This is a genomic window from Halobellus captivus (assembly GCF_007655485.1).
Taxonomy (GTDB): domain Archaea; phylum Halobacteriota; class Halobacteria; order Halobacteriales; family Haloferacaceae; genus Haloquadratum; species Haloquadratum captivum.
In genome coordinates, this window is record NZ_VJXQ01000001.1 from 786817 (window position 1) to 809096 (window position 22280).

The following is a 22280-nucleotide window of genomic DNA, read 5'->3' on the forward strand; positions in this document are numbered from 1 at the left end:
CTCCGTCGTCTGCCCCCTCCCCATCGTCTGCACCTTCTTCCCCCGGGTCGTCCGCGTCCTCTCCGGTGTTCGATCCGGGAGCCGCCGACTGCAACGCCCGAACCTCGTCCGGAAAGACCGTCGCCGTGTGGGGTTCCGTTCCCTCGCCGTCCGCGCGCTCGTGGCCCTTGCAGCACGCGCCGCAGCGCGTGCACTCGAAGCCGATGGACTCGATGGCGTCCGCCAGTTCCGACACCGACAGGTCGCGGGCGCGGTCGAGTTCGGTTTCGAGCGACGGTCCGTCGTTCACAGCGTCTCTCGAACCGACGCGGACAAAACGCTCCCGGTTGCGCGACTGAGGCGATGGACGACGCTGGGCGGCGCGGTCGGGAGGCCGCACGCAGCACAGCAGACAGGCATCCGCGTTCAATACGGCGCGACGGTCTCGGTCTCGCGGTCGAACCGCACGCGACGCTCGGCGGCGAGTTTCTCCACGTGCGCCAGGATCGTCGCCCGCGCGAACCGGCGGATTCCCGTGAGGTCTCTGTCGTAGACGGCGTCGACAGCGGCGTCGATGTCGCGAGCGCCGGACTCGACGGCCGCGAGCACGTCGCGCTCGCGGTCGAGTCGCCGTCGAAGCAATCGCTCACAGACCGCCCGCGGTTCCTCGATGGTCGGGCCGTGACCCGGAAAGAGCCGCGCGGGGTTTCGGGCGTAGAGCCGCCGGAGCGCGACGAGGTACGCGCGGACGTCGCCATCGGGGGCCGCGACGGCGACGCTGCCCTCAGCGATGGCGACGTCGCCGCAGAGGGTTCCGACCGCGGTCTCGAACGCGACGTGATCCGGCGCGTGGCCGGGGACGTCGAAGACGTCGACGCCGTCACCGATCGGGAGAGAGGTTCCCTCGATGAACGTTCGGTCCGGTTCGATGCCGGTGGCCTCGGTGAAACGAGCGTCGCGACCGCGGCGACACCAGACGGTCGCACCCGTTTCATCCGCGTAGGCGGCGACGCCGCCGACGTGGTCGGGGTGCGCGTGGGTGAGGGCGATGTGCTCGACGTTCCTGTCGGCGATGGCGTCGTCGAGGGCCGACGTTCTGTCCGCGGGATCGACGAGCAGCGCCGGACCGGTGCCGACGACGTAGGCGTTGGTCGCACCGGTTGGAACCGAATCGTCGGGGACGGGAACGCGGCGGATCGAGACGAGATCGGCGGACGCGGTGGTCACGTTCTGAGTTCAGATCGACGATAGAAAACGTTGCCGCAGGCCCGACGAGGATCGGTGACAACGACAGTGTGTCGTTCCAGTCGATGGGTGGTGTCGTTCCAGTCGATGGGTGGTGTCGTTCCAGTCGAGGAGAGGATGTGGGCGACTACGCGTTGAGGTAGTAAACTTGCTTTCGGGCGTCTTTGAAACTGTAGCGCGAACCGACGAGGTCGGCGTCTTCGAGTCGGTTGAGCGCGTAGCGGACCGTCCGATCCGGCAGCAGCGATTCTTCGGCGAGTTGGCCCTGCGACAGCGGCGCGTCGCTTTCGAGGACTTTTGCGACGAGTTTGGCGCTCGGCGGTAGCTCTCGGAGGCGCTCGCGGTACTCCGACTCCGAGAAGAGGTTGTCACCGTTGAGCTCTGCGGTACTGGTGCTCATACAGAACGCAAGAGAATCGCGCTTGGTAAAGGTTGCCTACAAGTGTGACAATACAATCCGTAGACCTTATACACATACAAGGACAGAAGATGTCGGATATGTCGCATATCGCGCGCGAGAGCGGAAATAGCGGAGCCGTCCATCGATTGCGCGGTACGGCACGCATCCAGTACGGTTTTAGTCTGCGAGTGAGGACAGAGAGATAGTGTGAAAGGAAAGGAGTGGTACCAAGCCGACGACGTCGCCGAGGAGTACGACTCGAAGCGATTCTCGCGCGGGGGGAAACTCATCGACGATCGCGAGAAGCGAGCCGTCATCGACGCCATCGGTCCCGTCGAGGACAAGGAGATCCTCGAAATCGCCTGCGGAACGGGACGGTTCACGGCGATGCTGGCCGAACGCGGCGCGAACATCGTCGGACTAGACATCTCCAACGCGATGCTGGCGCAGGGCCGCGAGAAGGCCCGACGGGCCGGGGTCGCAGACCACATCGAGTTCCTCCGCGGTGACGCCGCGCGGCTTCCCTTCCCCGACGATCACTTCGATGCGGTCTTCGCGATGCGGTTTTTCCACCTCGCGGACACACCAGCGAAGTTTATGGCCGAGATGGCCCGCGTCTCGAAGGACGTCGTCTTCTTCGACACGTTCAACGGCGGCAGCGCTCGCATCGTCTACAACTGGCTGCTTCCGATGGGGTCGCACCTCTACTCGGGCGCGCAGGTCGAACGGTTAGTGGAGGACGCCGGGCTTCGACTGGTGAACGGCGAACACGACTTCCGCCTCCCGTACGGGTTCTACCGGAAGATCCCGAACGGGATCGCCAGAGAGTTCCGCGACCTCGACACCTCGATCGGAGCGACGTCGATCGGAGACGCGCTCGCGTCGGTGTCGTACTGGACCGCACGCGTCGACGGCGACCCCACCGAGTGAGTCTCGAACCGATACGTATGGGAAGTCGGTTAATCGCCGATTAGGTCGTTTACGCGTCGTATACGGCGCGTACCCGGCGACCGTCCCGAGGTGCGACATTTAAGTGCTCGTATCGCAACCGACCGGTATGGAGCTCTCGGTAGTGGTCCCGACGCTGAACGGGCGGGATCACCTCGCGGCCACGCTCGACGGATTGGCCGCATACGCGCCTGACGCCGAAGTCGTGGTCGTCAACGGCCCCTCGGCGGACGGGACGACGGGGATGGTCCGAGAGCGCGACGACGTCGACGTGTTAGTCGAGGTGTCGGATCGAACGCTGAACGTCTCGCGCAACGCCGGGATCCGCGCGGCCTCCGGCGACGTCGTCGCGTTCCTTCGACACGACCTCGCCGTCGAGGAGACCTGGCGAGAGGCGATCGAGGCGGGTATCGAGCGCGCGCCGGTCGTCACCGGACCCGTCCACGAGACGCTGCCCGCGGGAATGACGACGACGTCGCCCGAGACGCGCCGAATTCGGAACCGAACGGTGACGTACTTCAACGGCGGCAACGTCGCCTTTCGATCCGACGTATTAGACGATCTGGACGGATTCGACGAGTACCTCGAGACCGGCGGTGCCCGCGACGCCGCCCACCGGTTGGCCGCGATCGGTCACGACGTCGGCTGGGAGTCCGAACTCTGCGTGCGGACGGAGTTCGAGGCCGACGGCGGCATCGAGGAGCGGAGCCAGGGCTGGAAGTACCGCGCGCTCTCCTATCGACTGGTCAAGAACTACGGCGTGCGCCCGACGATCCTGCGTCGAATCGTCTCGCACGCGGGAGCCGACGCGATTTCGGCCGCTCGCGACGTGCTCAGCGGCGACGCCACGCCGACGGGATGGGTCGGCACCGGCCGAGACGTCGTCTCCGGCGTCGCGACCGGCTGGTCGGACGGACTCGTCGCGCGGGCGCGGGACAGATCCCCGACGCGAAACCCGCACGGCTGTTCGAAGCGCGCGGACCGGGCGGTCGCGAAATATGACTGGCGCTGATCGCTCGTACGGTCAGGGCGTACCTATTCCCCGGGTGCGAGAGCGGGAACGACCCGCGCCGGGTTCGTCGAGAACGCCCGGCGCATCGCGTCCTCGCTCACGTCGAGCGTCAGGACTTCCATCACGCCGACGTTCGGATGCGTCTCGGGCGCACCGCTCCCGAACAGCACCCGATCGGGATGCTCAAGCAGCGCACGTTCGAGAACGCTTCTGAAGCGGACGTACCGCGTATCGAGGTACAGGTGGTCGTAGTCGCCGAGCAGATCGATTGACTGCGCCATCAGCTCGCGGTCGAGTGGATACCCGCCGAACCCCGCCAAGACGACCGGGAACTCGCGACCCAGGAGGGTATCGGCGACCGCAGCGGGCGGGAACGCGCGTCCGGCGCGGACGACGACCGGGAGCCCCACGTCGTCCAGTTGATCCAGCGTCTCCTCGTCCGGGAGGCCGTCCCGCTCGGGTGCGAGCGTGAACCCGTGGAACCGGTCGTCGTAGGCGTACTGTTCGATGTCCGCGGGGCTGGTGTGATGCGGCGCGCGCGCCGCGGTGAGGTTCCGGAGTCGCGCGGTCGCACGGGAACTCGGATCGCGCGGGCCGTCGATCCGGGCGAACGCGAGGAAGGGCCGGTCGACGCTCAGTCGGGCGACGGCGTTGTTGGCGCGGAGGTAGCCTTCGTCTCTGGGGCGCCCACCCGGCGAGACGACCGCCCTGACGACGCCAGCTTGGTGCAGCTCGCGCTCGAGCGCCTCGGGCGTCGTCTCCCGACCCCGACTCGCGACCTCCGCCTGGTCGCTCGGGTCCAATCGCGCGTGGAAGTCGACGACCCGGAACCCGTGGTTCAACTCCAGCATCGTCGAACACTGTTGCGGCGATCTAAATATACCTTGTCGACATCCCGTTGTCATCCTGAGCGGGTCACCGCCCGCTCTCGACACTCGCACCCTGATCTCGGTACGCGCCGACAGTGATCGGTACTCACCGCCCGGACGCTGTACTTGCCGCCTGGGACCGTACCGCCCGGAATCAGCACCCGCCGCGCCGGATCCCCAAAGTCTCCGGAATCGGACTGTCTGTTAGCGTCTCTCTAAGTGATTTTCTGACCGTTATTACCAAAAACTATTTATAGAACTGCTAACGTCATTTTCCGTGAGGTTTCCATAACAATGTCGACACGTATGCAGCCACTGTACGTTCTTTCCGGGAGCAGCGAGCGGACCAGCGGCGGCGACGCCCAGAGCTCGAACATCCGAGCGGGGAAGGCCGTCGCGAGCGCCGTGCGGACGACGCTCGGACCGCGCGGGATGGACAAAATGCTCGTCGATTCGGAGGGGAACGTCGTCGTCACGAACGACGGCGCGACGATCCTCGAGGAGATGGATATCGAGCACCCCGCCGCACAGATGATCGTCGAGGTCGCGCAGACGCAGGAGGACAGCGTCGGCGACGGCACCACCACCGCATCGGTCCTGACAGGCGAACTCCTCTCGCACGCCGAGGACCTCCTCGACGACGACCTCCATCCCACGGTAGTCGTTGAGGGGTACTACGAAGCGGCCCGACTGGCGCAGGAGGCGATAGACGAGCAGGTGCTCGACGTCGAACTCGACGACGACGTGCTGGCGTCGGTCGCCGAATCGTCGATGACCGGAAAAGGAACCGGCGACGTCACCGCCGACGTGCTGGCCCACCACGTCGTCGACGCCGTCCGTGCGGTCCACGACGGCAGCGACCGCTTCGACCCCGACGACGTTCGCATCCTGACCCGCACGGGCGCGTCCTCCTCGGCGACCGAACTGGTCGAGGGCGTCGTCATCGACAAAGAGCGCGTCCACGACGGGATGCCCCGCTCCGTCGAGGACGCGACGGTCGCCGTCCTGACGACGAAGCTCGACGTCCGCGAGGGCGAGGCCGACGCGGAGTACACCATCTCCTCGGTCGACCAGCTCGAAGCCGCCATCGAGGCCGAGGACGCCGAGCTCCGACGCTACGCCGACGCGCTCGCGGACGCGGGCGTCGATGTGCTCTTCTGCACCAAGAAGATCGCAGACCGCGTGCAGAACCGCCTCGCGAAACACGGCATCGTCGCCTTCGAGAGCCTGAAGACCGCCGATGCGCGCGCTATCGCCCGCGCGACGGGAGCGAAACAGCTTGGCGACGTGAACGACCTCGAAGCGTCCGACTTCGGCCACGCCGAGCGGATCTCGATCCGGCGCTTCGGCGAGGACGAACTCACCTTCGTCGAGGGCGGCAAGGCCGCGGAGACCGTCACGCTCCTCCTCCGCGGCGGGACCGAGCACGTCATCGACGAACTCGAACGGGCGATCAACGACGCGGTCGACGTGACCGTCGCCGCGATCGACTCCGGCGGCGTCGTCCCCGGCGCGGGCGCGACCGAGGTCGCGATCGCCGAGTACGTCCGCTCGAACGCGGGCGGCGTCGAGGGACGCAAGCAACTCGCCGTCGAGGCGTTCGCCGACGCCGTCGAGGCGATCCCGCGAACGCTCGCGACGAACACCGGGATGGACCCGATCGACGCGATCGTCGAACTCCGGTCGACGTTCGACCGCGAGGGGATCGCGGGCATCATCTCCGAGGGGAAACACGGCGAGATCGGCGACCCGATCGAGGCGGGTGTCTTCGACCCCGCCGCCGTGAAGCGCGAAGCCGTCACCGCGGCGACCGAGGCGGCGACGATGATCGTCCGCATCGACGACGTCATCGCCGCGAAATGAAACGGTAGCGGACTGCGAAATCCGGTGCAGACTGCAGTTCGCTCTCGGCTGTCTGCTCCCCGGCGGTAATCTCTTCTGGTACTGGTACGGGTCCGTGATGGGAATGCCGTTATCCCGCGAGGACGACCTCGTCGCCGGGCACGAGCCCGAACGCCTCGTCGCCGCGGTCCCGGTTGACGTCGCACTCGACGTAGCCGTGACTGCCGACAGTGACGAGTCGCTCGCCCGGTGCGACGTCCGCGAAGGCTGTCGCGACGGCCGCTGAGACGTCGTTCACGTTGACGGTCTCGCCCTCTCGGCCGCCGAGGAACGAACCCGGGACGTTCGTGATCGCGTTCCCGAAGTCGTCGACGACGAGCACCTCGCCGCGTGCCGTCGCAGTGTCGTGATCGACCGTCGCCTCGGGGAACCGACAGTCGACGACGGAGGTGGGTGAGGCCGACGGCGAAAACCGGTCGACGGGCGCGACGCCGTCGAGCGACTCGACGGCTCCGACGCCGACTTCGTGCACCGCGGCGGCCATCGGAGCGAACACGTCGCGACCGTGGAACGTCGTCGACACGGGGTCGTCGTACTCGTAAACGAAACACTCGATCGCTGGCTCGTCGTCGTCCCACTTGGCGATCCGGCGGGCCGCCGGGAGCAGCACGCCGTTGTCGGGGCCGACGAGGGCGTGATCGCCGACGCGGACGACGAGCGCGTCCCGCTCGGTTCCAACGCCGGGGTCGACGACGACGAGGTGGACGGCTGGCGGAAAGTGCGGGAGCGTCTCGCGGCACCAGAACGCCGCCGCGCGGACGTCTTGGCGGGGGAGGTCGTGTGCGATATCGACGAGGCGCGCGTCGGTCCGCTGAAGGAGAACCCCCTTCATCGCGGCCGGGTAGGCCGAGCCGAAGTCAGAGGCGAGCGTGATCACGGTCTCTCCCTCACTCGTCGGCCGCGTCGCCGTTGGCGTCCGTCGCGCTGACGCGCTGGATGCGCTCGATGCCGCCGATCTCCTCGACGACGTCGATGACGGCGTCCGGGAGGAGATGTCGCCAGTCGTCGTCTCGGATCATTCGCGCGCGCAGTTCCGTGCCCTCGAGAACGTCGCGGTTGAACATCGGAGACTGCCGAACCTCGACGCCCGCTTCCGAGAACAGTTGGATCACGAGGGGATTGTTCGAGTAGGCGACCTCGAAGGCGGGCGACATACTCTGGACGTGGCTCACCCACACGGAGTTTCGGTCGAGGTCCTCGATCGGGACGACGTAGGTGGTGAGATCGAGTTCGGCGACGGATTTCGTCACCATCATCACTCGCTCGCCCGCCGTGAACGGATTTCGGGGGCTGTGTGAATCGCCCGCCGATCCGATCCCGAGGACGAGTTCGTCGACTTCGTCTGCGATCTCCTCGACCATCCGGTGGTGCCCGTTGTGGTAGGGCTGGAACCGGCCGATGTAGAACCCCCGCATACCTCAGTTGTCGGTCGCACTGCTTATAAATACCGCGAGATTCGATGATTCCGTGAAATAGCGTTTAGATAGCACGAGGCGCCCGATTTCGAGGATGCAGTGGGGGTGCACTGGAGGAGAAAGTATATCAGTCGCGCGGCCTTCCGTAACGGTAGCGAAGAATTCTATGAGTAACGACACGGAAGCCGACGAGAACGCCCCCGAATCGGGGGGCGGCGTCACCGACGAGGTGTCCGAGTCGCCGCCGTCAGACGGCGGTGAGGAGGCCCCTCGCGGCGTCGCCGACGAACCGTCCGACCCCTCCGTCGGACCTGACGAGCGCGGCGAGGTGCCCGGCGGTCAGAACGGGCAGGCCGACGAGCCGGGAAGCCAAAACGGGCAGTCCCAAGCGCCCGTCGAGCGGACGATCGACGATCTGGGGAGCGACGTCGAGGTCGACGCGGAAGTCGTAGACGACGTCGACGATGACGACCTCCTCGGCGGTCTGCGGATCGAGTCCACCGGGGAGATCGACGTCCCGGACCGACTCGTCGATCAGGTCATCGGACAGGAACACGCCCGCGACGTGGTGATGAAGGCGGCGAAGCAGCGACGGCACGTGATGATGATCGGCTCGCCCGGGACGGGCAAGTCGATGCTGGCGAAGGCGATGTCCGAACTTCTCCCGCCGGAGGAGCTACAGGACGTCCTCGTCTACCACAACCCCGACGACGGAAACAACCCGAAAGTCCGGACGGTTCCGGCCGGGAAAGGCGATCAGATCGTCGAGGCCCACAAAGAGGAAGCCAGAAAGCGCAACCAGATGCGCTCGTTCCTCATGTGGATCATCATCGCGATCGTCATCGGCTATTCCTTTATTATCGCCGGGCAGGTCCTCTTGGGAATCCTCGCCGCCGGTGTGATCTACCTCGCGTTCCGCTACGGGTCACGCGGCGGCGACGCGATGGTGCCGAACCTCATCGTCAACAACGCGGACACGACGACCGCGCCGTTCGAGGACGCGACCGGCGCGCACGCGGGAGCGCTACTCGGCGACGTCCGCCACGACCCGTTCCAGTCAGGGGGAATGGAGACGCCGAGCCACGACCGCGTCGAACCCGGAGCGATCCACAAGGCGAACAAGGGCGTGCTGTTCGTCGACGAGATCAACACGCTCGACATCCGCAGCCAGCAGCACCTGATGACGGCGATCCAGGAGGGCGAGTTCTCGATCACCGGCCAGTCCGAGCGCTCCTCGGGCGCGATGGTCCAGACCGAGCCCGTCCCGACGGACTTCATCATGATCGCCGCGGGGAACCTCGACGCGATGGAGAACATGCACCCCGCCCTTCGCTCGCGGATCAAGGGCTACGGGTACGAGGTGTACATGGACGACACCATCGAGGACACCCCCGAGATGCGCCGGAAGTACGCCCGCTTCGTGGCCCAGGAGGTCGCGAAGGACGGACGGCTGCCGGAGTACTCTGCCGAGGCGATCGAGGAGGTCATCCTCGAAGCGCGGCGTCGCGCGGGCCGCAAAGGTCACCTAACCCTCAAGCTTCGGAATCTCGGCGGGCTGGTCCGCGTCGCGGGCGACATCGCTCGCTCCGACGGCGACGCCGATGTCGTCACGCGCGATCACGTGCTGCGCGCGAAGAGCCGCAGCCGCTCGATCGAACAGCAGCTCGCGGACGACTACATCGAGCGCCGCAAGGACTACGAACTGCAGGTGTCCGACGGCTACCAGGTCGGCCGCGTCAACGGTCTCGCCGTGATGGGCGAGGACTCGGGAATTATGCTCCCCGTGATGGCCGAAGTAACGCCCTCGCAGGGCCCCGGTGAAGTCATCGCGACCGGTCAGTTGAAGGAGATGGCACAGGAGTCGGTGTCGAACGTCTCCGCGATCATCAAGAAGTTCTCCGACGAGAACATCTCGGAGATGGATATCCATATCCAGTTCGTTCAGGCGGGTCAGCAGGGCGTCGACGGCGACTCCGCGTCGATCACGGTCGCGACCGCGGTCATCTCCGCGCTCGAAGACGTGGGCGTCGATCAGTCGCTGGCGATGACTGGTTCGCTCTCGGTCCGCGGCGACGTCCTCCCGGTCGGCGGCGTCACCCACAAGATCGAGGCGGCCGCGAAATCCGGCTGCACGCGGGTCATCATCCCCGCGGCGAATATGCAGGACGTGATGATCGAAGAGGAGTACGAGGAAATGGTCGAGATCATCCCGGTCAGCCACATCAGCGAGGTCCTCGACATCGCCTTGGAGGGCGAGCCCGAGAAGGACTCGCTGGTCGACCGCCTCAAGAGCATCACCGGTTCGGCGCTCTCGCAGGGCAACGAGAACGTCTCCGGGCCGTCCAGTCCGAGCCCGCAGTAAGCGAAGATGCCCCAGTGGGCGACGTTCGCGGGATTCGCGATCGTCGTCACCGCGGGCTTACTTCTTCTCTCGCACGCGTCGCGCGGCGTTATCGACGGAACGGATGCCGACGGCGCGGCGCGAAGTTCGAACGATAGCGAGCCACGACACGACGCCGAGGAGACGATCGTCCTTCCGAAATCGGGCGTCAGCGTTCGGGTACGCGACAGAAACCGCGCCGTCAACGATAGTTCACAGGTCGGCAACGATAGTTCACAGGTCGGCAACGACGATTCACACGCCGTCCGCGACGACGCGCGTATCGATAACGACGAGCGAGGCACCGATACCGGCGGGTCGCGGACACCGACGGAACCGCAGAGACGCACGGAACCGTCGGCGACGACACGGCACACGGATCAACCACCGGTTCCGGATCTCTCCACGGCGTCGCTGCTCGCGAACGTCGCCGTCTCGCAGGGGCTCTTCGGCGTCCTCCTGTTGGCGGGCGCGTGGTACGCGGAGATCCAGGCGTGGGCGTTCGGCGTCGCCACCGACGCGGTCTCGCTGCACGCAGCCGCGCTCGGCGTGGGACTCGGGGTCGCGCTCTACGTCGCGAACGAGGCGGGCGCGACCGTCGGGGCGCGGTTCGGCCTCGGCGAGGGAGAGCGGCTGCGACGCGCGCTCGCTCCCGACTCGCCGCTCGGTTGGGCGGCGCTCCTGTTCGTCGTCCTCCCCGTGATCGCCGCCTTCGAGGAACTCCTCTTTCGCGGTGCGCTCGTCGGCGTCCTCGCCGCGGGCTACGGGGTTTCGCCGTGGCTTCTCGCGCTCGGCTCCTCGGTCGCGTTCGGGGTCGGCCACGGCGCGCAGGGGCGGGTCGGTGTGCTGGTAACCGCGACGCTCGGCTTCGTCCTCGCGGCGGCGTTCATCCTGACCGAGAGCCTCGTCGTCGTCGTCATCGCGCACTATCTCGTGAACGCGTTGGAGTTCGTCGTCCACGAGGGCGCGGTCGTCGAGTGGGTCCGAAGCGGTTGACGCTCGACACCGATGCTTTTTGCGTCTCGGGCGATCTGAATCCGTATGGAATACCGGTCACGGACCATACTGCAGTCGATCCTCATCGGCTACCTCGCGCTACTCGTCGCGTCGATTCTCACCGGCAATCCGATCGTGGCGAGAGCCGCTGACTTCGGATTCGCGGTCTTATCGGGCGTCTTCGGCTATATCGTGTACACGACTCGCTCGACGTCGGACGACGAACGCGTGGTACTGATCACCGCCGCGGCGTTCGTCCTCGCCGGGATCGCCCAACTGCTCGGACTGCTTCCGGGCTTCGGCGTGGCCGCGGTGGCCGCGACGGTGCTGTTCGTCGTCGGCTTCATCGGATACTTCTACCTGCGACGGCGCTGATCGGGTGAGCCGCGGTGGCCGGATCCGACTGCTCCGTCGGCTGGGAGGATCCGTTCAGAGCGGTCAGAAGCGGCCGGTCAGGCCGATTCGATCGCTCGTAACCGTCTCGCTACCGAATCCGGCGTCGCACCCGTCACGTCGCGCACGCGGTGGTCGGGGATCAGAAGCGGCACCGGATTCTCGGCCAGTGCGCGCCGCGCCGTCTCGACGTCCGCTGAATCGTCCGGATCGAGGCCAGCCATCCGGATCACCCGCGCGAGCGCGACCGTCTCTCCGTGGGGGACGTTGCGGACGGCGTCCAGCACGCGACGGTGCTCGGTCGGGACCGTGAGCGCCACGTCGACGTCGTCGAAGTGGTCGTGCTCGCCGTCGAGATACGCGAATATCCGATCGAGAATCGGGTGGTCCGTCTCGGCGTCCTCGGCCGCCGTCGCCGGAAAGGACGCGCCGACGATGCGGCCGCTCACGACACCGATCTCGACTGCCCGATCCAACCGGTCCGACTCGCGGGCGAAGATTCCGACGTCCGTCCCGATGTCCATACTTTCGGTATCCCGTCTTCGGACTTGAACCTTGACCGGGCACCCCATCGCCCCCGACGCGCAAGCCTTATGTGCAAAAGCGTCCGTTAATGAACATAGATGAACGCTAATGAGGACAAACTCGCCCCCGCGGTGCGATCGATCCTCGCGGCGGCCCGAGAGCGTCCCGGCGGCGAGACGCGACTCGACGTCGGCGCGAGACCGTTCCCAGAGGCGGTCGCGGAGACGGAGACCGCAGGTCGCGTCCCCGTCGTCGCGGAGGTCAAGCCGACGAGTCCGACGACCGAGGGAAAGCGAGCGGACGACCCCGTCGAGTTGGCGAGAGCGATGGTGGCGGGCGGCGCGACCGCGCTCTCCGTGCTCACCGAGCCGGAGCACTTCGGCGGGTCGACGGAGAACCTCCGACGCGTCCGCGACGCGGTGGACGTCCCCGTGCTCAGAAAGGACTTCGTCGTCCGCGAGGCGCAACTCGACGCGGTCGAGTCCGATCTGATCCTCTTGATCGCGCGCTTCCTCGACGAGGAGGGGACAGACTCGCTGAGAGAGCTGTACGACGCCGCGCGCGACCGCGGCTTTCAGCCGCTCGTCGAGGTCCATACCCGCGAGGAACTGGACCGCGCGCTCGATGTCGGCGCGGAGATCGTCGGCGTCAACAACCGCGATCTGGGGCGGTTGGAAGTCGACCTCGCGACCTTCGAGCGAATCGCGCCCCACGTCCCCGACGACGTGACGCTCTTGGCGGAAAGCGGCGTGAAAACCGTCGAAGACGTCCGCCGGATGCGCGCCGCGGGCGCGGACGCGCTCTTGATCGGGACCGCGATAATGGACGGCGACGTCGAATCGAACACCGAACGACTCACGGCCGGGGCGGAACACACTGAACGACAGGCGGAACACACCGGGCGACAGACGAAACACACCGACTCAACACGATGACACAGCAATACGCGGACGGCAAGTTCGGCGAGTACGGCGGACAGTACGTACCGGAGGCGTTGATGCCAGCGATCGAAGAGCTGACGGACGCTTACGAGCGGTACGTGCTCGAAAACGAGGACGGCTTTATGGACGACTTTCGCGCGCGGCTACGGGATTTCGGCGGGCGGCCGACCCCGACGCAGTACGCCGAGCGACTCTCCGAGCGATACGGGCGCGAGGTCTACCTGAAGCGCGAGGACCTGGTCCACGGCGGCGCGCACAAGCTCAATAACGCCCTCGGACAGGTGCTCCTCGCGAAGTATATGGGCAAAGAGCGGATCGTCGCCGAGACCGGCGCGGGCCAGCACGGGACGGCGACGGCGATGGCGGCGGCGCACCTCGATATGCCCTGTGAGATATATATGGGCGAGACCGACATCAACCGCCAGCGGCCGAACGTGTTCCGGATGCGGCTCAACGGCTCGGAAGTGAACCCGGTGACGACGGGGCGGGGAACCCTCAAAGAAGCGATCTCGGAGACGATGCGCGACTGGGCGACGAACGTCGAGGACACCCACTACGTCATCGGTTCCGTCGTCGGCCCGCACCCGTTCCCCGCGATGGTCAGAGACTTCCAGGCGGTCATCTCCGAGGAGGCGCGCGAGCAACTGCGCGAGAAGACCGGTGGTCTCCCGGACGCCGTGCTCGCGTGCGCCGGTGGCGGCTCGAACACGATGGGCGCGTTCGCGAACTTCGTCGACGACGAGAGTGTGAGTCTCTACGCCGTCGAGGCGGGCGGGTCCAGCCTCTCCGTCGACGAAGACGCGGGCGTCGCGCCGAACTCCGCGTCGCTGTCGACGGGCAACGAGGGCGTGCTGCACGGCGCGCGAACCAAAGTGCTCCAAGACACGGACGGCCAGATTATGGAGAGTCACAGCGTCTCCGCCGGACTCGACTACGCCGGTGTCGGACCGGAACTCGCCCGACTCGTCGACGACGGTCGAGTGAACGCGGTCAACGTCGACGACGACGGGGCCTTGGAAGCGTTCCACCGGCTCTCGCAACTGGAGGGAATCATCCCCGCACTGGAGTCCGCACACGCGTTGGGCTTCCTCGAATCGAACTACGAGGATCTGGGCGACGTCGTCCTCGTGAACGTCTCCGGCCGCGGCGACAAGGACCTCGAAACGGTGATCGAGGAGACCGAGAAGCGCGACATCGAGGCCGCGCCGTCGCTGGCCGAGTTCTCGGGGGGGATCTGAGATGGGGGACGCGAACGAAACGGTGACAACCGAAACGGCGGCGAACCCGGAACTCGCGGCGGCCTTCGCTGACGGCCCGGCGTTCGTCCCGTATCTCGCCGCGGGCGATCCGGACTACGAGTCCTCGCTGAAATACGTCGAGGCGCTCGAACGCGGCGGCGCGGACGTCATCGAACTCGGACTTCCCTTCTCGGAGCCGATCGCGGAGGGGCCGACGATCCAGAGCGCCGTCGTGCGGGCGCTGGAAGGCGGGATGACGCCCGAGCGGTTCTTCGAGTTCGTCGAGGAACTCGACGTCGACGTGCCGCTCGTGTGTATGACGTACTACAACCTGATCTATCAGTACGGGGATAGCGAGGCGCAGAGCGCCTCGAACGCGAGTAGCGCGGAGCGGAGCTCCGCAGACAGTCGAGCGGCGGAGCCGCGAGACGACGGGGGACCCGCGAGCAACGGCCCGCGTCCGTTCGTCGAGCGCGCCGCCGAGGCGGGTCTCTCGGGCTTCGTCGTGCCCGACCTTCCCGCCGAAGAGGCGGGGGCGCTCCGGGACGCCTGCGACGAGTTCGGGCTCGATCTCGTGTTCATCGTCGCGCCGACGACTCGGGGGGAGCGACTGGAGCGCATTATGTCGCAGGTCTCGGGGTACGTCTACGTGCAGGCGCGTCTCGGCGTCACGGGCGCGCAGGACGACGTCTCCGGTCAGACCGAGGGAAGCCTCGGACGCCTCGCCGACCACGACGTGCCGAAGGCGGTCGGATTCGGCATCAAGACCGGCGAGCATGCCGAGCGAATCGTGGCCGCGGGCGCGGACGGGATCATCGTCGGGAGCGCGCTCGTCGATATCGTGGCCGCGGGGAACGACGCCGGAGAATCTGCCGACTCCGTCGCCTCACGTCTCGAAGAGAAGGCCCGGGAACTCAAGCAGGGAGCACTGCGCGGATACGAACAACGTGTGCCCCAAGCGGAACGCACATAACCGACGGTTGCCACAGGATAACACACGATGAACGCAGGACTCTCCGCGCGGCTCGGCCGCATCTCGACAGGGGGGCGATACCTCGTCGTCCCGATGGACCACGGCATCACACTCGGGCCCGTAACGGGGCTCGTCGACCTCGAATCGACCGTCGACGCGATCACTCGCGGCGGGGCCGACGCCGTCCTCACGCAGAAGGGCGTCGCCCCTCGCGTCCACCCGAACAAGAACGGCAAGGGCTACATCGTCCACCTCAACGGTTCGACCTCGATCGGCCCCGACTCGAACGACAAGCGGCGCACCGGGTCGGTTGAAGAGGCGATCCGCGCGGGCGCGGACGCCGTTTCGTTCCACATCAACGTCGGTAGCGACCACGAACCCGGCCAGTTGACCGAACTCAGTGATCTGACCGAAACGGCTCACCAGTTCGGGATTCCGGTGCTCGCGATGAGCTACGCGCGCGGTCCGGGCGTCGACGAGCACGACGCCGAGAGCCTCGCTCACGCCGTCCGAATCGCCGAGGAACTCGGTGCTGACGTCGTCAAAACTGCCTACTCCGGCGATGCCGACTCCTTCGAACGCGTGTGTGAAGCCACGCGGAAACCCGTCGTCATCGCCGGTGGGAGCCGCGGGACCGACTATGAGACCGCGGAGATGGTCCGCGGCGCGATGGATGCCGGTGCGTCCGGCGTCTCGATGGGGCGGTCGATCTTCCAGCACGAAGAGCCACAGGCCATCACGCGGGCTGTCAGCGCGATCGTCCACGACGACGAGAGCGTCGACGCCGCTATCGACGCCGCGGGCCTCGGAATCGAGGCGTAAGCCGCCAATCTCGAAGCGTCGTCTGCAACGAGTCGAAATATCGTCTGCCGCGTATCGAGGCATCGTCTGCCAGCACTCGAAACACCGTCTGCCAGCACTCGAAACGCGGACCGCTTTTGTCAACCCCACGAACCGCTCCCGCCCCGAGCCCGCGCGCTTATGAGCGTGGCGGGCCAACCCGCCCGTATGCCCACGACGCTCGAAATTCGCTGCACCGATGACGAGTGCGAACTCGATATGTTCGAGTTACACTATACGTACGATATGCCCGAGGAGGTCGGCATCGCCGACTTCGTCTGTCCGTACTGCCGCTCTTCGGAGCGTTTGGAGGCGATCGAGTTATGAGCGACTGCGGACGGATCGACCCCGCGGACGCGCCGCACCGACTCCGGGAGTTGGGCGAGTCGATCGCCGGAGACGCGCTCGAACGCGTCGGACGCGGCGTCGCGCGGTTCCAGGAGCGAGCGCCCCTCCCGTACGACCTCCTCGAAAGCGACGGCGCGTTCCTCGCCGTCTTCGACGCCCCCGGCGTGCGGCAGAAGGACGTCCAGGTCCGGTTCGTCGACAACGAGGTCCGCGTCAGAATCGACCGCTTCCGGAACTTCCACGAGGGGTTCGAGATGCGCTTCCCCGGCCGCGGGCTCTCGTTAGATGGTCGAGCGCCGCTCCCGGAGGGCGTCTCAGTCGATCCGGCAGAGGCGACGGCGACGGTCACCGAGGCGGGAACGCTGCAGGTAGAGATCCCCAAACGGGAGCGTGACTCTGCCGAGCGGGATTCCACCGAGCGTGGCTCCGCCGAACGAGAGACCGACGACGTCGAGCAGTAGCGTCCCAGCGGGAGGAATTAGATTCTGACGGACGTTCGGATTTCAGACCGGAAGCTCGGCGTCGGGTCCGACGACCCGATCGGGGTCGTCGGGGACGCGCCAGTCGGTCGTGAGTTCGAGTAGCTGGAGCAGCATCACGCCGGTCGCGCCCCAGACGGTGTAGTCGCCGACGTGGAAGAAGTGGACTCGCCGCGCGCCGTAGGTCGGGTGCTCGCGCCGTTCGGATTCGTAGTTGTCGAGGTCGGTGAGCTCCGCGACCGAGAGCGCGACGACCTCGGCGACCTCGCGCTCGTCCGGGTCGTACTCGCGGTCGGGGATCCGCGCGACGTACGGCCGCACGGCGTAGTCGGTGACTGTTCGAATGTCGTCGAGTCGACCGACGACGCTCGCCTCGTCGGGCCGAAGGCCGATCTCCTCGTCCGCTTCGCGGAGTGCCGTCGCACACAGGTCGGCGTCGACGGGTTCCCGCGACCCGCCCGGAAAGCTCATCTGGCCCGGGTGCTCGCCGAGGTGGTCCGCGCGTCGCGTAAAGAGGACGTACGGCTCGCCGTCCCGTTCGAGGACGGGTGCGAGGACCGCCGCTTGCTGGCCCGCACCGTCGACCGCGGTCGGTGCGTGCGCCGCCACACGCGAGAGCTCCATCTTGAGAGGGACGTACGACCTCGGAGTGCTTATACTGTCCGCTGAGGATTCGTGAAGGATTCGCGGTGAACCCCGAGAGAGCACGCCGTTCTCCTCGCTTCTCGGATCGCCCTCCTTCCATCTCACTCCTCAGACCGCTTCCGGCTCCCCTCACTCCTCAGACCGCTCCCCCTCCGCAAACACCGAATCGCTTCTCACTCATCGAGCGCGTCGGCCAAGCGGTCACGGAGGTCGTCGACGGCGACTCGATCGGACCACACGGCCACGTCGTACGTGACGTCGAGGACGTCTCGCATCGCCGCTTCGTCGCCCGCGTCGACGGCGCGAGCCGCTTCCGCGGTGAGCCGCGCTTCGACCGCGTCGCTCGCGGCGTCGCGGTCGACGTCGCGCTCAGGAATCTCGAGGATGTGCGGGAGGTCCTCGGCGTTCGCCGGGAGGGTGGGAAACGCGGCGGGGCCGGGAACGAGAAACGACTGACCGTCGCGCTCGTACCGGACGATTGCGTAGGCATCGACCGCGTCCTCGACGGCGTCCGAAGCCACCGGTTCGTCGACCGCGCCGCCTTGCTTGAACGCCAGTTCGTCGAGCGCCTGTCGCAGCTCTGCGGGGGTAAGCGCGCCGAAGAGGTCGACGACGCCCGCCAATTCGTCGGTCTGCAGTTCGGTCGTCACTCGCCGATCCCCCGGACGTCGGCGGCGGCGAGGTCGCTCTTCTCCGAATTCGCCGCACCTTTGAGGTCCGCTTCGGCCGCGGTGGCCACCGCGTCGGGGGAGAGCGAGACGTCCTCCCACGCGGGCAGTCTGTCGTCGGCCTCCGGGGGTTCGGTGATCGCCGCCGCGTACTGGGATACTTGCGAGCGCTCGTGGTTGCGGTCGAACCGCAACTCGTTGAACGCCGCATCCAACGCATACTGATCGACGAGCGTCCGTGCAGTCTCGCGGTAGCGACCTCTGAGCGTCGAGAAATCGACCTCGACCCCGTGTTCGAGGACGCTCCGGAGGAGCGTTTCGCCGACCGACCGGCTCATATCCGAAAGCCCGGTCGACCCGCCGACCGCGCGGTGGTCGTGTTCGTACGTTCCGAGGTCGACCTGCGCGGTGCCGTCGAATCCGGCGACGTCGAAGGCGTCGCCGAGCGTTCCGACCTCGAGCCCCCATTTCCGCGGCGGGCGGAGTCGACGGGCGGTCTCGGCAGTCGTCGCGAACTCGCCCGCGAGGGCGTAGCGAAACGAATCGAGGTACCGAAGGTACGGAGCCGGGTTCGCCTCCACGAGCGTGCGGACGAGCGGAACGTAGAAGAGACGAAAGAGCCGTCCGTAGAGGCGGGAGTCCTCGACGCGGGCGTAGTAGCCCTTCGAGAAGTCGTAGCCGCGCGTGAGCGGGAACAGTAGCCGTCGGACGAACGACTCGTCGTACGTCGTCGTGTCGGCGTCGTGGACGACGACGAACGGTTCGGCGGTCGCGCAGCCGAGCCCGAGCCAGACGTCGCGGCCTTTCCCGCGCTCGCCGTCGAGTCCGGCTTCCGAGAGCAACGAGGCCACTCGCGGACCGTCGCACCACAGCAGATCGAGATCCAGATCGAATCCCGAGAGCCACTCGCGCACAGGGGCGACGCGGTCGGCGGATGCGCGCAAGGGAACGACGACCCGGGCGGGATCGAGCCCTTCGAGCACGCCCAGCACCCGGTTCGCGGCGGGCGTCTCGTACTCGCGCTCCGCCATCGGCACGACGACCGCGGTCCGATCTGTCGGGGCGCTCGGGAACGGGTCCGCGAGGTCGTGGAGGGTCGCCACCCGCGATTGCACGTACTCCATCGGAGTCTCCTCAGGACGGCACGAGCAAAAGCGCGGGGGTTCCGGCGGCGAGCATTTTTATGTCAACGCGCGGCCAGACGCGCCGTGATCTGAGAGCGACCTCGCGTCGGGCTGCGGTTGTTCGGCACGTCGACGCGGGGCGATCCTGGCGCGAGGAGGGCGCGCCACGGTCAATGCGGGTGCCGACTGCACGCCCAGACGTATTTGCGAGTCCCGGCAACACGTCTATGGACTACTTGGGAGTCCCGACAACACGTCCACGGATACGAGCGAGTCCCGATCGCCATCTACGACCGATCGCGGCCGACGGATTAGCAGAGGACGCTCACTGCGGGAGCCGGTTACTGCGCTGGAGCACGAGAAGCCCCACGGCGACGACCGTGAGCCCGAGCGACAGCTGCGTGAAGATGGCGTCGTACGCGAACCCCGCCTCGCGAAGCGCGCCGACCGCCGAGGAGCCCGTGGCTTGGACGACCATCATCCCGCCGGAGTACCACGCGTACGCGCTCGCTCTCGACTCATCGGGGAGCGTATCGAGCAGATAGGTGTCGACAGCGGGAAACAGGCTGTGAAGGACGTATCCGATCACCGCCGTGAGAACGACGATTGCGATGACTCCGGTGGTGACCGTCAGCACCAGCACGCAGATCGTGAACCCGCTGATGATCGCGAGGATATACGGCACGCGCGGCAGTTCGTCCGCCAGTCTCCCGGAGACGAAAAACGCGGGCACGCCCGCCGCGAAGATCACTGTCAGGAGGTTCTTCGCCGTCGCGTCGGAGAGCCCCTTCGTGATCATGTACAGCTCGTAGAAGTTGAACAGGCCCTGCCAGACGAAGCCGGTCGCACCGACGACGACGACGCCGAGAAGGACGGCCCGCCACTCCGAGCGGATCGCGGCGACGATGTCGCGGTCCGCCGAGCCAGCGTCGGGAAGCGTCGTCGAGCGAGCCACGAAAAACAGAGTGATCGTGACGAGAGCGGCCGCGACCGCAATCGCTGCGAAGACGACCCGCCAGTCGAAAAACAGCGTGAGAAAGAGCGTGACGAGCGGCGCGGCCGCCGCCGCCGCGATCTGACTCGTCATTCCGTGAACGCCGAGCGCCCAGCCGACGCTATCGGGATAGAGTTCGCTGACCAGCGGGTTTGCGGCGACGAAGTACGCGCCCGCCGCGAGGCCCATCAGGAACGCCCCGATGGCGACCATTGCCACCGACGTCGCGCTGGCGATGAACACTGACGCCCCCGTGAGGACGCCTCCGGCAGCCAGAATCACTCGGTGACGCGGAACACGCGTGAGCAACCATCCCGTCGGAACGCGCGGGAACGCGCTACCGAGCCACGCGAGCGTCGCGATCAGTCCGGCCGTCCCCTCGCCGATCTGAAACACGGCGATGAACTCACCGAGCAGCGGCGCGAAGATGACTCGCCCCAAATTGACGAGGAAGATCAGCGAACAGAGCGTACCGAAGAGACGTCGCCGGGACACGGAGGCGTTTCGCCGCCGGAGAACTTCAACTGTTGCGGTCGGACACCGGGGATTCGAGACTGGGTCTTTTTACCGTACGGGCGCGTACCCGAGTGAGTATGAAGACGACTCGGAAGGGGCTTCGAGAGGGGGAGCTCGAGAAAGACACGTACGGGCGGCTGAACTGCCAGGAATGCGGCGAGTCGTTGAAGACGAAGAACGATCCGGACGAGGTGTTCACGGTGCGTCGGTGCCAAAGCTGCGAACGCGAGTGGAAAGAACTCCGATAGAGCCGCTATCGACTCGCGACGCGACGGCCGTCTGGCTGTACGGGATTCGGCAACTCAGTGCACCGAAGCAGGCTCGAAACGAACTCGATTTTCGACCGGGACGCTACTCGAATACGGCGTCGAACGCGCGCGCCCCGAGCGGCTCGAACGTCCCCGCGGCGACGTTCTCGGGGACGTGTTCGGGAGAGCTCGTGCCGACGAGCGCGGTCGTGACGCCCGGTGCGCTCCGCGCGAAATTGATCGCTCGCTGAGCGTTCGTGTCGCCTCGTAACTCCGCGTCGACGGCGTCGGGAATCGATGACGCGAGCTGCCCCTGCGCGAGCGTCGCGCTCGCGACGACGTCGATTCCGGCCGCTTGCGCGTATTCAAGCGCGCTGACGTCTCTGTTTTCCGTCGGGTGTCGGTGCGCGGATACGGTGAACGCGTCCGCCATCGCGACGTTGAACGGGAGTTGTACCGCAATCAGACCGGCGTCGTCGACGCCGACGGTTTCGGCCGCGGCCTCCGCGCGGGCAACGACCTCGGGGAGCGACAGGTACGAGTCGTGATCGCGCGGCACCCGAAACGCCTCCCACGTCGCGACGCCGTAGCCGCCGATATCGTCCGCGGCGCGCCGTCGTTCCAAGCGCTCGAACGCGGCTTCTAGCGCGTCGTACACTTCGTCCCGAGGCCTGGCGTGAAGCTGCGTTTCGGGGTTGTGGACGTAGTAGCAGTCGACGGAGTCGACGGCGAGGTTCGAGAGCGAGCGGTCGAGCATCGCGTCCAGGAACTCCGGCGCGATCGCGTGGCTCCCGCGGGCGAGGTCGTCGGTGTCGAGGAGACCGGTCTCGAGGAATTCCCGGCGCACGTACGCGCTCGGGTCATCCGAGCGCACTCCATCGAACGGGATGAACCCGCCTTTCGTCCCGATGACGACTTCCTCGCGGTCGACGTCGGCTCGGCGGAGCGCCTCGCCGACGACGCGTTCGCTGCGCTGATGACGATAGTTGATCGCCGTGTCGACCACGTTGATCCCGGAGGAGAGCGCTTCTGCGATCGATTCGCGGTATCGCTCGTCCCGCGCGTCTGTCGGCTCGCCGAGGTACGTCCCGAGGCCGATGCTCGAAGCGACGCCCGGACCGAACCGCCGGAAGTACGTCCTCGCGAACGCGTCGCCGAACCGATCGCGATAGCCCCAGGTCCCCTGACTCGTCGCCATAGCG

At 66.8% G+C, this 22280-nt stretch carries 24 protein-coding genes and 1 pseudogene; 13 read left to right on the plus strand and 12 right to left on the minus strand.

The genetic code is table 11. The features are described 5' to 3' along the window. The 3 genes and pseudogenes from FJT57_RS03910 to FJT57_RS03920 all read right to left on the minus strand — a co-directional run. Positions 1-289, minus strand: a pseudogene (locus FJT57_RS03910) (YkgJ family cysteine cluster protein); the annotation flags it as partial. Between the two features lie 116 nt (positions 290-405). Beyond that, entirely contained in the window at positions 406-1206 is an 801-nt protein-coding gene (locus FJT57_RS03915) for an MBL fold metallo-hydrolase (protein ID WP_144901877.1), read from the minus strand. Between the two features lie 145 nt (positions 1207-1351). Further along, a complete protein-coding gene (locus FJT57_RS03920; RefSeq protein ID WP_144901879.1) occupies positions 1352-1624 on the minus strand; it encodes a helix-turn-helix domain-containing protein in 273 nt (90 codons plus the stop codon). A 207-nt stretch (positions 1625-1831) separates the two neighbouring features. On the opposite strand from FJT57_RS03920, the gene FJT57_RS03925 reads away from it, so the two are divergent. Further along, the gene (locus FJT57_RS03925; RefSeq protein ID WP_144901881.1) at positions 1832-2554 is read left to right on the plus strand and encodes a class I SAM-dependent methyltransferase; all 723 of its coding nucleotides are present in this window, start codon (positions 1832-1834) and stop codon (positions 2552-2554) included. A 127-nt stretch (positions 2555-2681) separates the two neighbouring features. Continuing rightward, a complete protein-coding gene (locus FJT57_RS03930) occupies positions 2682-3584 on the plus strand; it encodes a glycosyltransferase family 2 protein (protein WP_144901883.1) in 903 nt (300 codons plus the stop codon). 23 nt (positions 3585-3607) lie between these two features. Here the strand turns inward: FJT57_RS03930 and FJT57_RS03935 are convergent, their stop codons facing one another. Beyond that, complete coding sequence (locus FJT57_RS03935) at positions 3608-4435, minus strand: amidohydrolase family protein (protein ID WP_144901885.1); 828 nt, start codon at positions 4433-4435, stop codon at positions 3608-3610. A gap of 312 nt (positions 4436-4747) precedes the next feature. On the opposite strand from FJT57_RS03935, the gene thsA reads away from it, so the two are divergent. Further along, positions 4748-6316, plus strand: coding sequence for a thermosome subunit alpha (thsA, locus tag FJT57_RS03940; RefSeq protein WP_144901887.1), 1569 nt, complete (start codon positions 4748-4750; stop codon positions 6314-6316). Between the two features lie 109 nt (positions 6317-6425). Here the strand turns inward: thsA and FJT57_RS03945 are convergent, their stop codons facing one another. Beyond that, positions 6426-7232, minus strand: coding sequence for an SAM hydrolase/SAM-dependent halogenase family protein (locus FJT57_RS03945; protein ID WP_144901889.1), 807 nt, complete (start codon positions 7230-7232; stop codon positions 6426-6428). 10 nt (positions 7233-7242) lie between these two features. Continuing rightward, positions 7243-7770, minus strand: a complete 528-nt coding sequence (locus FJT57_RS03950) for a nicotinamide-nucleotide adenylyltransferase (RefSeq protein WP_144901891.1) — start codon at positions 7768-7770, stop codon at positions 7243-7245. 166 nt (positions 7771-7936) lie between these two features. On the opposite strand from FJT57_RS03950, the gene lonB reads away from it, so the two are divergent. From lonB to FJT57_RS03965, 3 genes are read left to right on the plus strand one after another with little or no spacing between them, the layout of a single operon-like run. Further along, positions 7937-10132, plus strand: coding sequence for an ATP-dependent protease LonB (gene lonB / locus FJT57_RS03955; RefSeq protein WP_144901893.1), 2196 nt, complete (start codon positions 7937-7939; stop codon positions 10130-10132). Between the two features lie 6 nt (positions 10133-10138). After that, positions 10139-11146, plus strand: coding sequence for a CPBP family intramembrane glutamic endopeptidase (locus tag FJT57_RS03960; protein ID WP_144901895.1), 1008 nt, complete (start codon positions 10139-10141; stop codon positions 11144-11146). A gap of 45 nt (positions 11147-11191) precedes the next feature. Further along, positions 11192-11521 carry a hypothetical protein gene (locus FJT57_RS03965; RefSeq protein WP_144901897.1) on the plus strand — a complete coding sequence of 110 codons (330 nt, stop codon included), beginning with the start codon at positions 11192-11194 and terminating at the stop codon, positions 11519-11521. Between the two features lie 77 nt (positions 11522-11598). On the opposite strand, the gene FJT57_RS03970 is transcribed toward FJT57_RS03965, so the two are convergent. Continuing rightward, positions 11599-12063: an MGMT family protein gene (locus tag FJT57_RS03970; protein ID WP_144901899.1), complete on the minus strand. Its 465-nt coding sequence runs from the start codon at positions 12061-12063 to the stop codon at positions 11599-11601. A 99-nt stretch (positions 12064-12162) separates the two neighbouring features. Between FJT57_RS03970 and trpC the strand changes: the two genes are divergently transcribed. The 6 genes from trpC to FJT57_RS03995 all read left to right on the plus strand — a co-directional run bounded on the left by trpC (position 12163) and on the right by FJT57_RS03995 (position 16865). Further along, positions 12163-12999, plus strand: a complete 837-nt coding sequence (gene trpC / locus FJT57_RS03975) for an indole-3-glycerol phosphate synthase (RefSeq protein ID WP_144901900.1) — start codon at positions 12163-12165, stop codon at positions 12997-12999. Beyond that, complete coding sequence (trpB, locus tag FJT57_RS03980; RefSeq protein WP_144901902.1) at positions 12996-14243, plus strand: tryptophan synthase subunit beta; 1248 nt, start codon at positions 12996-12998, stop codon at positions 14241-14243. The genes trpC and trpB overlap by 4 nt, the downstream gene beginning before the upstream one ends. Before the next feature lies 1 nt (position 14244). Further along, positions 14245-15216 carry a tryptophan synthase subunit alpha gene (gene trpA / locus FJT57_RS03985; protein ID WP_144901904.1) on the plus strand — a complete coding sequence of 324 codons (972 nt, stop codon included), beginning with the start codon at positions 14245-14247 and terminating at the stop codon, positions 15214-15216. Between the two features lie 27 nt (positions 15217-15243). Next, positions 15244-16038: a 2-amino-3,7-dideoxy-D-threo-hept-6-ulosonate synthase gene (locus FJT57_RS03990; RefSeq protein WP_144901906.1), complete on the plus strand. Its 795-nt coding sequence runs from the start codon at positions 15244-15246 to the stop codon at positions 16036-16038. Positions 16039-16224: 186 nt separating this feature from the next. Continuing rightward, positions 16225-16383, plus strand: a complete 159-nt coding sequence (locus tag FJT57_RS16580) for a DUF7559 family protein (RefSeq protein ID WP_203229082.1) — start codon at positions 16225-16227, stop codon at positions 16381-16383. Beyond that, on the plus strand, positions 16380-16865 hold the full coding sequence (locus tag FJT57_RS03995; protein WP_144901908.1) for an Hsp20/alpha crystallin family protein: 486 nt from the start codon (positions 16380-16382) through the stop codon (positions 16863-16865). The genes FJT57_RS16580 and FJT57_RS03995 overlap by 4 nt, the downstream gene beginning before the upstream one ends. Before the next feature lie 42 nt (positions 16866-16907). On the opposite strand, the gene FJT57_RS04000 is transcribed toward FJT57_RS03995, so the two are convergent. The 4 genes from FJT57_RS04000 to FJT57_RS04015 all read right to left on the minus strand — a co-directional run bounded on the left by FJT57_RS04000 (position 16908) and on the right by FJT57_RS04015 (position 20773). Further along, positions 16908-17507 (minus strand): NUDIX hydrolase, encoded by a 600-nt coding sequence (locus FJT57_RS04000; RefSeq protein ID WP_144901910.1) that lies wholly within the window; start codon positions 17505-17507, stop codon positions 16908-16910. Between the two features lie 194 nt (positions 17508-17701). Beyond that, positions 17702-18178 (minus strand): DUF7109 family protein, encoded by a 477-nt coding sequence (locus FJT57_RS04005; protein ID WP_144901912.1) that lies wholly within the window; start codon positions 18176-18178, stop codon positions 17702-17704. After that, a complete protein-coding gene (locus FJT57_RS04010; RefSeq protein ID WP_144901914.1) occupies positions 18175-19320 on the minus strand; it encodes a glycosyltransferase family protein in 1146 nt (381 codons plus the stop codon). The genes FJT57_RS04005 and FJT57_RS04010 overlap by 4 nt, the downstream gene beginning before the upstream one ends. Positions 19321-19645: 325 nt before the next feature. Continuing rightward, positions 19646-20773: an MFS transporter gene (locus FJT57_RS04015; RefSeq protein WP_144902555.1), complete on the minus strand. Its 1128-nt coding sequence runs from the start codon at positions 20771-20773 to the stop codon at positions 19646-19648. 134 nt (positions 20774-20907) lie between these two features. Here FJT57_RS04015 and FJT57_RS16585 point away from each other — a divergent pair, with 134 nt between their 5' ends. Continuing rightward, positions 20908-21078 carry an HVO_0758 family zinc finger protein gene (locus tag FJT57_RS16585; RefSeq protein WP_203229083.1) on the plus strand — a complete coding sequence of 57 codons (171 nt, stop codon included), beginning with the start codon at positions 20908-20910 and terminating at the stop codon, positions 21076-21078. A gap of 103 nt (positions 21079-21181) precedes the next feature. Here FJT57_RS16585 and FJT57_RS04020 read toward each other — a convergent pair whose 3' ends face one another. Beyond that, on the minus strand, positions 21182-22276 hold the full coding sequence (locus FJT57_RS04020) for an aldo/keto reductase (RefSeq protein ID WP_144901916.1): 1095 nt from the start codon (positions 22274-22276) through the stop codon (positions 21182-21184). Between the last annotated feature and the right edge of the window lie 4 nt (positions 22277-22280).

What these genes read in the sequence shown, in the direction of transcription:
- thsA (WP_144901887.1), top strand. Translation starts at nt 4,748, where the DNA reads ATGTCGACACGTATGCAGCCACTGTACGTTCTTTCCGGGAGCAGCGAG.
- FJT57_RS03930 (WP_144901883.1), top strand. Translation starts at nt 2,682, where the DNA reads ATGGAGCTCTCGGTAGTGGTCCCGACGCTGAACGGGCGGGATCACCTC.
- FJT57_RS04000 (WP_144901910.1), bottom strand. Translation starts at nt 17,507, where the DNA reads ATGGAGCTCTCGCGTGTGGCGGCGCACGCACCGACCGCGGTCGACGGT.
- FJT57_RS03960 (WP_144901895.1), top strand. Translation starts at nt 10,139, where the DNA reads ATGCCCCAGTGGGCGACGTTCGCGGGATTCGCGATCGTCGTCACCGCG.
- FJT57_RS03920 (WP_144901879.1), bottom strand. Translation starts at nt 1,624, where the DNA reads ATGAGCACCAGTACCGCAGAGCTCAACGGTGACAACCTCTTCTCGGAG.
- trpB (WP_144901902.1), top strand. Translation starts at nt 12,996, where the DNA reads ATGACACAGCAATACGCGGACGGCAAGTTCGGCGAGTACGGCGGACAG.
- FJT57_RS03965 (WP_144901897.1), top strand. Translation starts at nt 11,192, where the DNA reads ATGGAATACCGGTCACGGACCATACTGCAGTCGATCCTCATCGGCTAC.
- FJT57_RS04020 (WP_144901916.1), bottom strand. Translation starts at nt 22,276, where the DNA reads ATGGCGACGAGTCAGGGGACCTGGGGCTATCGCGATCGGTTCGGCGAC.
- trpC (WP_144901900.1), top strand. Translation starts at nt 12,163, where the DNA reads ATGAACGCTAATGAGGACAAACTCGCCCCCGCGGTGCGATCGATCCTC.
- trpA (WP_144901904.1), top strand. Translation starts at nt 14,245, where the DNA reads ATGGGGGACGCGAACGAAACGGTGACAACCGAAACGGCGGCGAACCCG.
- FJT57_RS03935 (WP_144901885.1), bottom strand. Translation starts at nt 4,435, where the DNA reads ATGCTGGAGTTGAACCACGGGTTCCGGGTCGTCGACTTCCACGCGCGA.
- FJT57_RS03950 (WP_144901891.1), bottom strand. Translation starts at nt 7,770, where the DNA reads ATGCGGGGGTTCTACATCGGCCGGTTCCAGCCCTACCACAACGGGCAC.
- FJT57_RS04010 (WP_144901914.1), bottom strand. Translation starts at nt 19,320, where the DNA reads ATGGAGTACGTGCAATCGCGGGTGGCGACCCTCCACGACCTCGCGGAC.
- FJT57_RS03970 (WP_144901899.1), bottom strand. Translation starts at nt 12,063, where the DNA reads ATGGACATCGGGACGGACGTCGGAATCTTCGCCCGCGAGTCGGACCGG.
- FJT57_RS16585 (WP_203229083.1), top strand. Translation starts at nt 20,908, where the DNA reads ATGAAGACGACTCGGAAGGGGCTTCGAGAGGGGGAGCTCGAGAAAGAC.
- FJT57_RS03995 (WP_144901908.1), top strand. Translation starts at nt 16,380, where the DNA reads ATGAGCGACTGCGGACGGATCGACCCCGCGGACGCGCCGCACCGACTC.
- FJT57_RS03990 (WP_144901906.1), top strand. Translation starts at nt 15,244, where the DNA reads ATGAACGCAGGACTCTCCGCGCGGCTCGGCCGCATCTCGACAGGGGGG.
- FJT57_RS16580 (WP_203229082.1), top strand. Translation starts at nt 16,225, where the DNA reads ATGCCCACGACGCTCGAAATTCGCTGCACCGATGACGAGTGCGAACTC.
- lonB (WP_144901893.1), top strand. Translation starts at nt 7,937, where the DNA reads ATGAGTAACGACACGGAAGCCGACGAGAACGCCCCCGAATCGGGGGGC.